Below are 14843 nucleotides of genomic sequence, written 5' to 3'. Positions count from 1 at the left end.
TAATTATAAATCCGCCGAGTCAAACAAATTGATGATCTGTGCTTGAGATACAACAAAGCATAAAATATCCGCTCCATTCTGACTTGTAATTAGGGAACAAGTAATAGGTAATTACTACCTAAATACTATAGTGGTGAAAAATTTTTCATCTCATCCCTAACCCCTAACCCCTAGCCCCTAACCCCTACTTCTATCCTGGAGAAATCATTCAATGAGTACAAAACCAATATACAAGAAATATTTAGCTTTGTTTGCCGTCGGAGTTTTGAGTGCGATCGCTGTCGGTGGTTCGATATCCGTACAAGCACAGACAGAATCACAACCCACTTCTGCACCTAAATTTACTGAATTCAAACCAGGTCAAACAAAAATTTCAGGTAATGGTAACCCCTTTAAACCTGAGTCCCTCAGACAAACTGAAAAACCAACTGGTGGTAGAAGAGGAATTCCTGATGGTATAGACGATCGCGTCCCCATGTTGAGTCGCGATTATCCTTGGTCAACAATTGGCCGGGTCGAAGGAACAACAACTGATGCTAAACAATATCACTGTACTGGTACCTTAATTGCTGATGATATAGTTTTAACCAATGCTCACTGTGTAATCGATCCAGAAACTCATCAACTCAGTCAAAAAATTCTCTTTAGACCAAATGTAGTTAATGGTGCTGTCAGCAATAGAAGAGATGTAGCCCAAGCAGTGCAAGTAATTTATGGCACAAACTTTACTGGTAATGACTACAGTAACCAAGTTAACGATTGGGCTGTGATGAAAATTGATAAGCCCCTTGGGCGGAAATATGGTTATTTAGGCTGGAAATCTCTATCACCTCAGACACTACTTAATTATAAAGAAAAATTATTTTTCGTTGGCTACTCTGGTGACTTTCCTAATCCTACGAAAAAAGGCTATGAATATTTGACAGCTGGCCCTGGATACACAGCCGGATTTCAGGCGGGATGTAGTATTGTGAAAGAGGAGGATAATGTTCTATTTCATGATTGCGACACAGCCGGCGGTTCTTCTGGCGGCCCCTTAATTGGCGTCATTGATGGACAACCATATATTGTGGCCTTGAATAACGCGGAAATTAAAAATCGCAGGACTAATCAAGATATCATCAACTTGGCAGTCAAAATTTCCTTTTTAGATGAATTGGCTGGCAATAGGTAAAATTTACACTATTTGATTTTATTATGTAGAGGCTTTGGCTAGAAAGTCTCTACATAAATTAGCAGCTAATATCGCTGATACATAATTTTTGCGGTCTGGATACTACTATTGTTCTGGCATAACATTCTCTGAACCCTATTGACCTATAATTATGGTGAATTTCTGCTTTTAAAAATTCACTTTTCAAAAGTAAAGTAATTATTAATCAACAAAACTATATTATAAAACTTAAATAGACGGGAATCCCTTGCCAATGACAAATGACAAATGACAAATGACAAATGACCAATGACAACCCTTGCCAGCTATATTTAATTATACAAACCTACAGAAGTAGGAAAATAAAAATAATTTAGGATATTTGCGATATGCTTTTATATAGCCATTCTATCTGAGTTGTGAAATTAATTCATTGTTGAGATAAGCCTTTCTAAGCGTTATTATCAGAATTTTTTAACTATAATTCAGGCGAGCAAATTTTAGTTATCAAACCATAAAATTATTAATATATCTTGACTAAGGATAGATTGATTTAAAAATAAGATAAATTAATGGCAGACAGATGAACAATCTTTAGGCTGAATCGACTAAACTTTGTCTATTGAATAACTATTGGTAACAATAGGTTCAGAGTTATCAGTGTTGCTGTGTGGTGAATTGCGAAAACCAAATGTTGGGTATGAGTTGCTAAGTTCTCAGTAGAGGAATGGGGATATATGGCGATCGCGATCTAATCCTACTCTCATCTTCATCCCTATAATTGCTGCTGAGTTTTCATTCAGTCATTGCTTGAATGGTTATTCCCTCACCAATATGAAATACCAGGTATTAGAGCGGATTTTCAATAAACCTTCTTTCCAACGGAAATTTGAACGCTTGGAGTTAGATGGGAATTTACATATTGTAGATATGTCAGAGGCTGTAACCAGGTTTGCTGCTCAACCGGAAGAGGTAAGTTTAGGAAAAGATGTGCGCCTGAGTTTTCCAGAATTTATCGGCTTAGAAGAAATTTTAGCATCGATCATCGCCGGAGAACAGGAGTTATTTGAACTAGAAGGAATTAGACGAGACAGTCAGGAAATATCTGACAATCAAGAAATATCGGAAATCTACATAGATATATATATTATTGGCGAACAACTTGAACCCCAATCTGAAAGTAAGTTAATTGTGCTGATTGAAGAAGTGACAGATAGGTTAGCTTTAGAACATAAATTAGTGCAGCGATATCATGAAGCTAGTCTGCTATCAAGTACTTTAACAGCTTACAAAAATTACATGGAACAAGTTATCAATTCAATGGCTGATGCATTGTTGGTAACCAGTCCGGCGGGAATTATCAAAAAAGTTAATTCAGCAACTAAAAAATTATTTGGTTACAGTGAAGCGGAACTATTAGGTAAGTCAATATCTGTAATTATTGATAATTATGAATTATTTCAAAATGTTCTCAAAAAATATTCCCTATCTCAGCAAAATTCTTCAAATATTGAAGTAGCTTGTCGGAGCAAAAAAAGAGAGAAATTATTAATTGCTTTTTCTTGTTCGGTTATTAAACATTTAGATAATTTAGAAGATATTATCTATATCGGTAGGGATATTACCGATCGCCAGCGTCGAGAACAACGTATATGTGCCCAGTATGCTATTACCCACATTTTATCAGAAGCTCAATCTGTCAAAGAGGCAATGCCGCGAATTTTGCAGGCAATTTGTCAAACTTTAGGTTGGGATTTAGGGGAATTATGGACGCCTGGTCAATATATCACGACATCGGTGCATACAGATAGTAACAATGCCGTTCTCAGATGTGTAGAACTCAAATCTACTCGCTTAGTTTCGGCGCGAGAATTTAAAGCAATTACTTGGCAGACGACTTATAACTCTGGTGTCGGTTTACCTGGGAGAATTTGGGCGAGACGTTCGCCATTGTGGATTAAAGAAATTGCCAATGATGATGATACACAGCGATCGCAACCAGCCGCAGCTGCGGGATTGCACTCAGCATTTGGCTTCCCGATTTTAGACGACAATAAAATTATCGGGGTGATGGTATTTTTGAGTCAAGAAGTGCAACCAAAAGATACAGAATTATTGCAATTATTTGTGGCTATTGGCAGTCAAATTGCCAATTTTATCAAATGTAAATATACAGAAGCAGCATTAATAGAAAGTGAAGAACGATATCGCGATTTATTAGAAAATGCTAACGATTTAATTCAGTCTGTTAATGTTTACGGCAGATTTTTATATGTGAATAAAGCATGGCAAAAAGCTTTAGGATATAGTCAATCAGAAATTGCCGAGATGAATATTTTTGATATTATTCACCCCGATTATCAACAACGCAGCCGACAAAAGTTTTATAACGTGATGATGGCAGGAGCAACTTTAGAACAGGTGCAAACGGCATTTGTCAGCAAAAACGGGCAAACAATCTTTTTAGAAGGGAATATTAATTGTAAATTTGTCGCAGGTAAACCAGCAGCGATTCGGGGGATTTTTCGCAACATTACTCAGCGAATTTTAGCTGAACAAGCGCTACGTCATCAACAGGAAGAAACTAAACGGCTATTACAAAATATTTCGGCTGAGGTAATTGTGCAACCTCCCCAACCAGTAGATGTAGTGGCGAAAGACTTTGCAGAGGTAACAGTTTTATTTGCAGATATTGTGGGTTTAAGTGAAATTGCTGGCTCTATGAGTGCAATTCAATTGGTGAGTTTACTCAATCCCATTTTTGCTGCTTTCGATCGCCTCAGCGAACGATATAGCCTGCAAAAAATCCAGCCGATGAATGAAGTATATATGGTGATGGGCGGCTTTCCATTGCGGCGAGGGGATCACGCACAAGCGATCGCGCACATGGCTTTAGATATGCAAACTGCGATCGCCTTATTTAACAGCGAACATCACCAAAATTTTCACATCCGCATCGGCATTCATAGCGGCCCTGTTATTCTGGGGATTATGGAAGTAGAAAAATTTAACTATCAGCGCTGGGGAGAAACTGTAAACCTAGCTAGTTACATGGAATCTCAAGGAATTCCCGGACAAATTCAAGTTACACAAAATACTTATAAACGTTTGCGTCATGATTTTTTGCTGGAAAAACGAGGTTACATTTCACTTCCAGAAGCTGGAAAAATCACAACTTATCTCTTAATGGGGCGCAAATAATAGGTTGGCGTAACGACAATACTGGCTAGAGCTGTCTTTATCATTTGTCAATGGTAAGGGTTTACAGGCTATTTACAGCAGTTTTCACCTATTTGAACCACATCTATCGTAGGGGCACGGCACCGACAATCTTTTGGTACATACAATAATTTTACTGATGCCGTGCCCCTACAGCGTGGTCTATTTACAGGAAGATGCTGTAAGTTTGGTAATATAGTTTGGTTTATTTACGCTGACTTGCTTAATTTAGATAATTTTATTCAAATTATTGAAAATCAACAATTAGCAAATCAATTCCATTCATTATCGTTGCTTTTTTTTCTTCAGGTACATTTAGCTGCTGAAAACATTTATTTCGATATTCTTCTTTCTCAAGAAAATTATTGATAGCTTTCAGTAGCGGCTTTCTAACTTCATAGGTTGCTTCAGCTTTAGCAATTGCTCCTAAAGACATTTGATTATTTACTCGTAACATTGCTAAATCAATCAAATCTCTAGATTGTGTACTAGAGTCGTTCCATCTATCAGCATTAGCCATAAGTTTTGATGTAAACCTATCACTGATACTCAAACAAGGAATATTTGCCCATTTTGGATAAATCGGAGGATCTAGAGTAAAAGCTCCATTGGCTACAATTTCTACTTTAATAGTTGTTTCATTAACCGTAACAGGGAAGCGAATACCATATTGATTTATTGTGCTTTCACCTAATTGAATATCTCTAGTGTTTTGAAATAAAATCTCAATTCCTGCATCGTAAACTAAATTTCTTAAATATCGATAATTTTCCGTTGCGTAGGGAAAGAGAAAATCAATATCTTTACTTAGCCTATATTCATCATATTCTAAAGCTAAAAGCGTACCACCTGCAAAGTGAGCAGAAGCATTTTTTAAAACTTCAAAATTAAGATTATTCAGAATATTGAGTATTGTATTGTGATGACTTAAATTAAACATTTCCAAATCTGGCAATATCCAAGATTTATATTTTTTGGCTAAATAATGTACAAAGTCTTTTTCTTCTTTAGGAAAATTTATAAAAGTACTTTTGTGATGCCAATTGCGCTGGTACAATTGGAGCATTTCTTTTTCAGTTAATTGATTTATATTGTTTATTTGCCAACCAATAGATTTGAGAAATGGTAAATTCGGTGGGTTGAGCATAATATTAATTAGATAACTTAGGGTTTATTTTGACAATAACTGTAAAAAGTAATTTACCATTTTCATTAGCGCGTGTTTTCCGAATTTAATCCATAAATACAATCAAAAACAAACTCTATATTTTTTATATTTTGTCGATAATTGTCAATTTACAGCGCTATTCTCATCTTTAATTTTTTCTCTTGTATGAGTTCTACCTAGCATTGGCTTGCTAGACATAGCTTTAAGTTTTGATGTAAAAGATTCAGTGCGATCGCTTGTTTCAGGTGTAAATTGTCCAATCGGATGGTGGCTCGCACTCGATGGTAATAATCGCTGTTCCCGATAATTATTCTCTGGCTGGATGCTGGGTTGTACAGCCGCTACGGGCGGTACAGCACGAGAAGATACTTCTACCCTATCTTCCCTGACAACGGGCTGCTGTGCTTCTTGTAGGGCTTTTACGGATGTAAGTTTTCTTTGGCTATATTCTCGATCTAACTGGCTTGGTAATCCAGAAACATCGGCAGATGCTAAATGATAGTGATTATTTTCCGGAGAGAGGCTTTTCTTTGCTGGAGATAAAATAGGGGTGGGGATAGAAGTTAAGCTTTCTGGGAATTTGCTACAAATTAGACGCTGAAATTCCATATTGAAATGATAAGTCGCCTGACCGCGCCGTTGCCAAAAGTTTAAAATTTGCTGTACTGAAACTGCTTTATAGCGACCTTGATACAATGCTTCAATCACGGCAATATGCAGCCAATCAATGGGGTAATTGGTTTGCCAACGTTTAATTAGCTCACTGGCACTGTAACCACTGAGGTCAAAGCTATAGTGAGTTAATAATGCCGTTGCTAAGTCGGCATAGTTGTCTGTAACTGGTGTTAACATGGAGCTATGAGCTTCAGACATAAGTTATATTTTTTACCCATTGCTTGTCAGCACAAGAGCTTTTAGCTACAGGGTGCTTACCCAAGAGTTTTTAAATTAATAGGAAATGTTTCTTATTCTACTTGGTCAATTGCTTGCGTGGGAGACGATGTAGGGGGAATTAATAGCTTTTGTGCGCTGAATTGCCACCAAAGCTTGATAAACCATTGCAGCAACTTCGGCACGTGTCGCTTCCCGAACTGGCACAAGCTGCTGAGAATTTGGGTAATTAACTACTATCTGCTGTTGGGTGGCGGTAGCTACGGCTTGACGGGCGTATTCGGGAATTGTATTGCGATCGCTATAAGCTAGTAAGTTATCAATATCGGCTGCGGGTAAACCTAAGCCGTTGACTAGAGAGACAATGACTTGTAAGCGCTGCACGTTTTGATCCGGACGGAAAGTGCGATCGCTAAATCCGCCAACAAATCCACCCATCGCCGCAGTTTGAATCGCCTTAGCCGCCCAAAAATCCTTAGCTATATCGGTAAATTCAATAGCTGGGCGTTTCGCTGTCGGGTTAAACGCCGTCGCCACTAAGGATGCATATTGGGCGCGAGTCATGGGTTTATCTGGCTGGTAGCTACCATCAGCAAAACCACTGCTTAAGCCCATACTCACCAATCCGCGAATAAATTCTTCCGCCCAATGGCCTTTTAGGTCACTAAAGGAAGGAATATTGATCTCAGGATTGACAATATAAGGCGAAGCGATCGCTTTTTCTTGCCCAATGGCGACTAATGCCTGATAAATTAAGGCTGCGACTTCAGCACGAGAAATATCTTTTAATGGTTCTAGTTGTTCAGTTGTTGGATAATTGACTACCAAAAGTTTTTGCGTAGCCACTGCTACAGCATTAGTAGCATAACTGGGAATTTGGGCGCGATCGCGATAGACACTCAACACATTCGAGTTCCCCCCACTCCATTGCAAACCATTCACAATTGATACAATCGCCTGAATTTTAGTTAAGTTTTGTTCTGGACGAAAAGTACCATCAGGAAATCCACTGACAAAGCCCATATTGGCAGCCCTTAAGATGGCTGATGCTGCCCAATAATCTGATTTGATATCTGTAAAATTACTAACCTTACTCCCATTCGGTGGTGGAAAAGTTTTGGCAATTATAGCAGCATACTGAGCGCGGGTGATTGGCGCATTAGGTTTAAAGGAACTATCAGGAAAGCCACTAATTAAGCCTTTACCAACTAAAGCTTCCACAAAAGCCACCGCCCAATGTCCACCGAGATCGTAAAAACTAGTACCAACTGATACCTGGCTGGGAACTTCTACTGTCGCAGAAAGAAAATCTACGGCTCCTTTTACCTGGATGGGGTTTAATTGATTACCAACAGAAACGAGCTGTAATGCAGTGACATTCTGTAAATCGAATCCTTGATTATTGTGGAAAATATTCCCAGCTGCGTCTTGGGTACTACCTAAATCAGGAATGGCGTTACCATTCACCAATAAACCGCCTTGGGTATTGTTAGTAATTGTATTTTGCCGCAATACAGGTTTAGCATCTCGCGAAAGAGCGATCGCAGTTTGATTTTCAGTTAATTTATTATTGGCGATTAAAGGCGCAGCAAAGTCACTAATGGCGATCCCCAAGGTATTTTTCTGGAAAATATTCCTTAATACTTCGCCTTTGCTATTGCGTGCCATTGTTAATCCGCTAGCAGCATTTTGCAAAAATACATTATCTAAAATCGCCGGTTTCGCTGAACCTGTAGTAAATATACCTTCCCGCGCACAGTTAATAAAAGTATTATTAGAGACATTTGGCGCGGTTGATTCAATCCAAACACCAGTTCCTTTAGAAGTAGTATTTGTGACCGTTACGCCCCGGAGACTAGCATCTTCTTGTAATAGCAGCGTAATATTTTGGGTACCAAAGCTCGGACTTTGATAAGTGCCACTGCCAATAATCACAATACCAGCGCCTTTGTTAGCTTCATTACCCACAACAATTACCCCCACCGGAATAATTAGGGGAAACGCCTCACCAGTAGCAGTGCTATAAGTTCCCGGACTTAACTGAATAATTGTAAATTTAGTTGATGCTTTTAAAGCACGGGTGAGACTTTTAAAGGGACTCAACCGCGAACCAGCGTTAGCATCATTCCCTTGTACAGAATTAACATAGATTGTGGACACGAGGGTAGAGTTCACCATTATTTGTTTAATTTAAGACAGTGATGAATAATAACCTAGTTATAATCACTCTTATAGAATAAATACATCTTTTTTGGAAATAGGTAACAGAGAATCAGGGGCTAGAGACTAGGGGCTAGGGGCTAGGGTGTATTTTCAAACTCTAAATTTAGACTTAATTGTAGGTTGGGTTGAGGAACGAAACCCAACATTTACGTCACTAGGTAGGGACTAGTGGTTCATCGCATTAATTCTGTGGGGTAAGTTTCTTCTTATTTTCTCTTCCTTTGTGTACTTCGTGTCTTTGCGGTTCGTTTTGTACCCCTCGAAATTTTTGCGACAGACTACTAGGGGCTAGGGCGTGTTTTCACAGTCGCCGTCACCTCCGAGTGCTGCACCCCCCTGCAATTGCGCCTTTTGAGCTTAAATGAGTGGGCTTTGTTAAATATAGCCTCATGCTTTAGCTTGAAGGTTTGAGGGGTTTGCAAACACCCCTTAACCCCCAATACCCAATCCTTAATCCCTAGCCTCTAGCCCCTAACCCTTGGAGAAGCGGTAAGATTTTTGATATCCAGGGTTGTGGATGCGTTTGTCCTTCGCCTTCCCACCTCTGACTGATTGACGACTCCTTGTATTATCACAATGTCTCATGTCTAAAGAATTTATCATTGGTAGTAAAGTCCGGGTGGTAGCGCTACCACCTTACGTAAAAACAGCTGAACCCATGCCTATGCTGCGTCCACCAGATGTGATTCACTTAGGTGAAGAAGGTACAGTAATTGATCGTCGTCCTGGTGGATATTGGGGTATTCGTTTTACCAAAGGAGCTTTTCTACTCGATAGCCAATATATTGACAGTACAGATAACCCGCCTGAGTCGCAGTCAGAGTCAAATAGTACCCAAGAATTATAAACTTATGTAAAGTTATAATTCCGATCTGTACATGATATCTCGTCGTAATTTTTTCAGCATATTATTTGCCAGCTGTGTTGCGCTTCTGAGTTGGCTCAACTTTACTCCGGTGGCTGATGCATTAGGTGGAACACTACCAAAAATTAATCAACCCGCACCAGACTTTACTTTACCAACGAACACAGGTAATGGGACAATTTCTCTTTCCCAATTGCATGGTAAATGGGTAGTACTTTATTTTTACCCAAAAGACTTTACCTCTGGTTGCACCATAGAAGCGCGGCGGTTTCAGCAAGACTTACCCAAATATATACAAAAGAATACGCAAATTATTGGCGTGAGTGCAGACGATGTTGATTCTCACGCTGAGTTTTGTGATTCTGAAGGGCTAAAATTCCCGTTATTGGCTGATACTAACGGTGCAGTAAGTAAAGCTTACGGTTCTTGGATTGGCTATGTCTCTATGCGCCATAGTTTTATCATTGATCCAGAGGGAACTTTGCGGGAAACTTTCGTCAAGGTAAATCCCAATATTCACAGTCAAGAAGTACTGGCGCGATTGGAGGAGTTACAGCGCGTTTAACCCCACCCCTAACCCCTCCCCGCAAGCGAGGAGGGGAAGATTGGTATATACAGCAGATTGCCAGTTGGTGAGGTATCGATTATCGTTGATTGTAGGGGCACTGGCACTGCCATGCCCCGAAGCGCCTACCTCATTTACCTGAAATATGCTGTAAGTTAATTCAGTAAGTGCGCAACAAATCTTTGCCGCAGGATTATTGAAACGCGATAGATAGTATTAAGGGACTTCCAAATAAAAAAATATTCCAATCATTAACTTACCAAACCCGCAACTCGTAGGGGCGGGGTTACCCCGCCCCTACAATTTGGCATAATTTATTTTTTGGAGTTCCCTAAGTAGAGCAGTGCAATTAAATAATATACAAAACTTGAGCTTTGTAAAGCCCAGTAAACCGTGCTTTTATTTAGCGATGACCGTATAAATTAAAGTAAAGCAAGTCCGCTAAATTGAAACCAACAAGAGAAATTACTCTATCCTGCTGCTCAAAAATTGCCAAGGTGGCGAGCAGGGTAGATATATCAACATAACTCTGCTTCTTCTTCCTAACGCTGTCTTCGTTCCATCAGCATTTGCGGTTCAACATTTTCTACATTGGGGATTGCTTGTAATTGACGAATTCCTGGGAAAGCATCGCTTAATTTCCCAGATTTAGCACGTAACCAAGCTGCATGAGGTGCATAAGCTAATTTTTGGGCGACTTCATAACCGGCTTGATTAATCGCCGCTTGCTGTGATTCAACATCAACATTTTCTGCAAAGCGAATAAAGACTAAACCTGTGGGAACGGCGAGAGAACCACCAGGTAATGTATACACAGGGCTAACTGTATCTGTGGTTGTTGGCTTGGGTTCACCTGCAAAAACGGCGATTTTTCCCTCATTTAATATTAAAGCTGCGTTAGATGCGATCGCTCTCGGTTGCTGTGAGTGTACAGCATAATACCCAGGCTGACGACTATATAACACAGGCGCATCTTTGCCTATGCTGATTTGTTGGGGATATGCACTAAAGTAGTCTGCGGAAAATCTCACTTCAGCAATTGGGGGTAAAGAATGAGCCAACAGAAAAAACTCGATCATCTGATTTAAATTCTATAATTTTCAATAGTTCCTTTATCTTCAGGACTGAAGTCCTTATTAAAACTTGTCGCCATTAGACAGCAGAAAGTTTCTCCAGGTTGCAATTTACTAAGATATTTAAACTTCCGTGAGATATTTTCGGGAAAAATCTAGTGCAAACTTGTATTTACTCGCTATACTAACCTATTCCTCAGCTGCGGCTGGCGGGTGACACTTTCCAGATATGCACAAGCCAGCCAGAGGCTGAGATGTCAATGGATACCAGGAGAATAAATTATGGTTCAGGTTCGCTATGGTGGCCAGAACGGTGAACAGTATGAACTGGCAATCAGCGATAATCAAATTGTGGTGCGGACAGAAAACCGCAGTTTACTTGTAGGCGATCGCCCTTTTGAAGTAGCATCTGTATCACCGGAAGCTCGGAGTATTCTGAAGCAATTTGAGGTAAAAACCCGCTTTCGCCAAGCCGGTGTGGAAGTTCTGCAAGCAAAAGCACCGACAGAAGATAGTGCTTTACGCGATCAAGCTAGAACAATTCTCAATCAAGAACCGCAAATTCAATTTGCTGGGCGCGTATTAATCGATCCCAATTCCAATCAGCCAGTAATTTATACAGAAAACTTATTCGTTAAGTTTGATGATGAAGTCGAAGCAAGCACCTGTGAAGAAATTTTCCGGCGTTACAATTTGACCGTGAAACGTCAACTTGATTACGCCCGTAATGCTTATTTTGTCAGCGCACCCGCAAATACTGGTTTAGCCATCTTTGATTTAGCTGAAAGTCTACTCAATGAACAAGCCGTAGACTTGTGCCATCCAGAACTAGTGCGGGAATTTCGTAAACGTCAAATTTCCCCTCAGCAATGGCACTTAAAAGAAACTACAATTAATGGTACAAAAATTAACGCCCACGCCAACGTCGAAGCCGCTTGGAAGTTAAGCGACGGTACAGGTACAACCATTGCCATTATTGATGATGGTGTAGATCTCGATCATGAAGAATTCCGGACAGCTGGTAAGATTGTCGCCCCAAGAGATGTAACATTTAAAACTAACAATCCCAGACCAGGTAACTCAGATCATCATGGTACAGCTTGCGCTGGGGTAGCCTGTGGTAATGGTAACTTTGGTGCTTCAGGTGTTGCACCCAAAGCCAAATTAATGCCAATTCGCTACGTTTCCGCCTTGGGTTCCCAAGATGAAGCCGATGCATTTATCTGGGCGGCGCAAAATGGTGCAGATATCATTTCTTGTAGCTGGGGGCCACCAGATGGTGATTGGTGGGATGCTAACGATCCCGTTCACAAGCAAAAAGTACCCTTACCCGACTCTACCAGATTGGCAATGGATTACGCCTTTACGAAAGGGCGCAATGGTAAAGGCTGCGTAATTTTATTTGCAGCTGGTAATGGCAACGAAAGTGTAGATAATGATGGCTATGCCAGCTATTCTAAAATCATTGCGGTAGCTGCTTGTAATGACTATGGCACCAGAAGCGCCTATAGTGACTATGGCAATGCTGTATGGTGTGCTTTCCCCAGTAATAACGGCTACAGTTCCCAAACCCCAGGGATTTGGACAAGCGATCGCACTGGTGCAGTCGGGTATAATTCTGGTAAGACAGAACAAGGAGATTTAGCTGGTAACTATACTAATAGTTTTGGTGGTACTTCTAGCGCCTGTCCTGGGGTTGCTGGTGTTGCAGCTTTAATTCTTTCCCGTAACCCCAATTTACGTTGGGATGAAGTCAAAGATATCATTAAACGTTCTTGCGATCGCATTGATAGCGCTGGTGGTAATTATGATGCTAACGGACACAGCCGCCTATATGGTTACGGTCGCGTCAATGCCCTGAAAGCCGTAGAATTAGCATTACCACCACAACCAGATCCTGTGGGAATTTTCAAAGCCGTACAGGATGTAGCGATTAAAGATTTGCAGATATCTACACTCAGTTTAGCGATCGCTAACACCAAGGCGATCAAATCTATCAAAGTTGAAGTAGATATTGAGCATACCTATATTGGCGATTTGGTAGTCAGTCTGATTCCCCCCGCAGCATCAGGCGTATTACCGATAATTCTCCATAATCGCCAAGGTGGAGGGACAGACAACATCAAAAAAACCTATGATGAAGTTAATACTCCTGATTTAGCTACTCTCAAAGGTAAAAGCCCTCAGGGTAATTGGACTTTAGAGGTTGCAGATAAAGCCCAAATGGATACAGGCAAAATTCGCAGCTTGACTATTGAAATTGGCTTTTAATCTCAATTATCTCATGAAAAACTCCGTCCCCTTGTGGATGGAGTTTTTGCGCATGGCATTGCCATGCGCCTACAATCTGTCTCATTCTTTTTTAAAATTGGTATTAGCTATAATCTTGCATAGTGCGTTATAGATTTTAGTCCATAACGCACCATAACTTAGTCAAGTTTGCCAGACTTAATCATTAATTATCCCAAGTCATTTGATTCCACCCACTAGAAAGACTACCACCTGTTACTATTTCCGAACCACCTGTTACTATTTCAGCTTCTACATCGCTGACTTCAGTCAACATTAAGATTTGGGGCTTTTGTTTCTTGGGTTGAATCTTGGGATGATTTTTATCTTGATTATTGTTCTGCATTTGTTTATTATTTAAATTCAAAAACGTTAATTGTTACTCTAGCCAAGCATTTTTAAAATTACAAATTATCTCAGTATGACGGTGCATTTAAAGATAACTAGTTAGGGATATAATTTGTCATTTTTCATTTGTAAGGGGTTGCAGCCTATTTAAGTCAAGTCAATAGTTTAGTTTAATTACCGACTTACTTATCTGACATTTGAACTATCAGAAAAACTACCAACCACCAGAACCACCAGAACCTCCTCCACCAGAACCACCCGAACTTCCTCCACCAGAACTACCCCAACACTTTTCATTTTTTTCTAATTTAGTTGTTTCTAAACTATTTTCTACAGTTTTACTAATAGCCGAAATATTTGTACCTCCTACAACTAATTCCAGTTCTTGCTCGGTAAGGTTGTCTAATAAATCTGCAATTTTGCGATTTTGGTGAGCTGTTGTCAGATGATTTTTTTTAATTTCCATGTTCATTTCGAGAAGCCATTCTGTGTTTACATTCATTTCCCAATTTTCTCTGCCAAGAAACTAGGGGTGTTGTTATCAAACAACCATCGCTAATTCTCTAGACTCAACATTAATAGATGAACAATTGGTTGACTGCTGTTAAATCTGTGTTGTTACTTGCTGTTTGCTTCGCACCAGGTACCACCACTACTACCAGTACCACCACCAGTACCACCACCTGTATCCCAATTAACAGAAATAGAACCAACCAACTCATTCAAACCACCTGTAATCATTTCAGCTTCTTGGTTAGTTAATTCATTCAAGTCTAATAATTGGATAACTTTGCTGTTATTTTGCTGTATTCCTGTCTGATTTTTTGAGAGTTTGCTTTTCATTTGTGATGCGATGAACTCAATATATAGATTTAAACAATGCTAAGTTAACCACATTTTGAGTAGTTGGCAATATTTCTGATAGCTTCTTGCTGCAAATTTAATATTAATCAGAAATTTAATAAAAAATATATTAGGAAACAGTATATTTACTTAAGATACATAGTTATGATTATCTAGAATTTTTCAGATAACCAAAATAAATGATG

The 14843-nt window shown here is 39.6% G+C and carries 12 protein-coding genes; 5 read left to right on the top strand and 7 right to left on the bottom strand.

The features are described from left to right. Nucleotides 1-211: 211 nt before the first annotated feature. Together AACW45_RS19435 and AACW45_RS19430 are read left to right on the top strand one after the other, a co-directional pair. Nucleotides 212-1174 carry a trypsin-like serine peptidase gene (locus tag AACW45_RS19435; RefSeq protein WP_190628653.1) on the top strand — a complete coding sequence of 321 codons (963 nt, stop codon included), beginning with the start codon at nucleotides 212-214 and terminating at the stop codon, nucleotides 1172-1174. A gap of 813 nt (nucleotides 1175-1987) precedes the next feature. Continuing rightward, a complete protein-coding gene (locus AACW45_RS19430) occupies nucleotides 1988-4354 on the top strand; it encodes an adenylate/guanylate cyclase domain-containing protein (protein WP_190628651.1) in 2367 nt (788 codons plus the stop codon). A 265-nt stretch (nucleotides 4355-4619) separates the two neighbouring features. Here the strand turns inward: AACW45_RS19430 and AACW45_RS19425 are convergent, their stop codons facing one another. From AACW45_RS19425 to AACW45_RS19415, 3 genes are all read right to left on the bottom strand, one after another. After that, nucleotides 4620-5519, bottom strand: a complete 900-nt coding sequence (locus AACW45_RS19425; protein ID WP_190628649.1) for a nucleotidyl transferase AbiEii/AbiGii toxin family protein — start codon at nucleotides 5517-5519, stop codon at nucleotides 4620-4622. A 144-nt stretch (nucleotides 5520-5663) separates the two neighbouring features. Next, the gene (locus AACW45_RS19420; RefSeq protein WP_242045515.1) at nucleotides 5664-6413 is read right to left on the bottom strand and encodes a hypothetical protein; all 750 of its coding nucleotides are present in this window, start codon (nucleotides 6411-6413) and stop codon (nucleotides 5664-5666) included. 105 nt (nucleotides 6414-6518) lie between these two features. Then, a complete protein-coding gene (locus AACW45_RS19415; RefSeq protein ID WP_190628646.1) occupies nucleotides 6519-8609 on the bottom strand; it encodes an S-layer homology domain-containing protein in 2091 nt (696 codons plus the stop codon). Between the two features lie 628 nt (nucleotides 8610-9237). On the opposite strand from AACW45_RS19415, the gene sipA reads away from it, so the two are divergent. Beyond that, on the top strand, nucleotides 9238-9501 hold the full coding sequence (gene sipA, locus AACW45_RS19410; RefSeq protein ID WP_190539021.1) for a regulatory protein SipA: 264 nt from the start codon (nucleotides 9238-9240) through the stop codon (nucleotides 9499-9501). A 31-nt stretch (nucleotides 9502-9532) separates the two neighbouring features. Beyond that, entirely contained in the window at nucleotides 9533-10084 is a 552-nt protein-coding gene (locus AACW45_RS19405; RefSeq protein WP_190628643.1) for a peroxiredoxin, read from the top strand. Between the two features lie 542 nt (nucleotides 10085-10626). Here the strand turns inward: AACW45_RS19405 and AACW45_RS19400 are convergent. Next, a complete protein-coding gene (locus AACW45_RS19400; protein WP_190628641.1) occupies nucleotides 10627-11163 on the bottom strand; it encodes a hypothetical protein in 537 nt (178 codons plus the stop codon). Between the two features lie 276 nt (nucleotides 11164-11439). Here AACW45_RS19400 and AACW45_RS19395 point away from each other — a divergent pair, with 276 nt between their 5' ends. Continuing rightward, nucleotides 11440-13428, top strand: a complete 1989-nt coding sequence (locus AACW45_RS19395) for a S8 family serine peptidase (protein ID WP_190628639.1) — start codon at nucleotides 11440-11442, stop codon at nucleotides 13426-13428. A gap of 184 nt (nucleotides 13429-13612) precedes the next feature. Here the strand turns inward: AACW45_RS19395 and AACW45_RS19390 are convergent, their stop codons facing one another. The 3 genes from AACW45_RS19390 to AACW45_RS19380 form a co-directional block, all read right to left on the bottom strand. Further along, nucleotides 13613-13792 carry a hypothetical protein gene (locus tag AACW45_RS19390; protein WP_190628636.1) on the bottom strand — a complete coding sequence of 60 codons (180 nt, stop codon included), beginning with the start codon at nucleotides 13790-13792 and terminating at the stop codon, nucleotides 13613-13615. 216 nt (nucleotides 13793-14008) lie between these two features. Then, a complete protein-coding gene (locus AACW45_RS19385) occupies nucleotides 14009-14296 on the bottom strand; it encodes a hypothetical protein (protein ID WP_190628633.1) in 288 nt (95 codons plus the stop codon). Between the two features lie 116 nt (nucleotides 14297-14412). Then, a complete protein-coding gene (locus tag AACW45_RS19380; RefSeq protein ID WP_190628631.1) occupies nucleotides 14413-14637 on the bottom strand; it encodes a hypothetical protein in 225 nt (74 codons plus the stop codon). Nucleotides 14638-14843 lie beyond the last annotated feature (206 nt).

Origin of the sequence: Calothrix sp. FACHB-168, assembly GCF_963889195.1 — a bacterium.
Classification (GTDB): domain Bacteria; phylum Cyanobacteriota; class Cyanobacteriia; order Cyanobacteriales; family Nostocaceae; genus Aulosira; species Aulosira anomala_A.
Note: the sequence above shows the minus strand (reverse complement) of the source record. Positions and strands in the feature narration are given on the sequence as shown.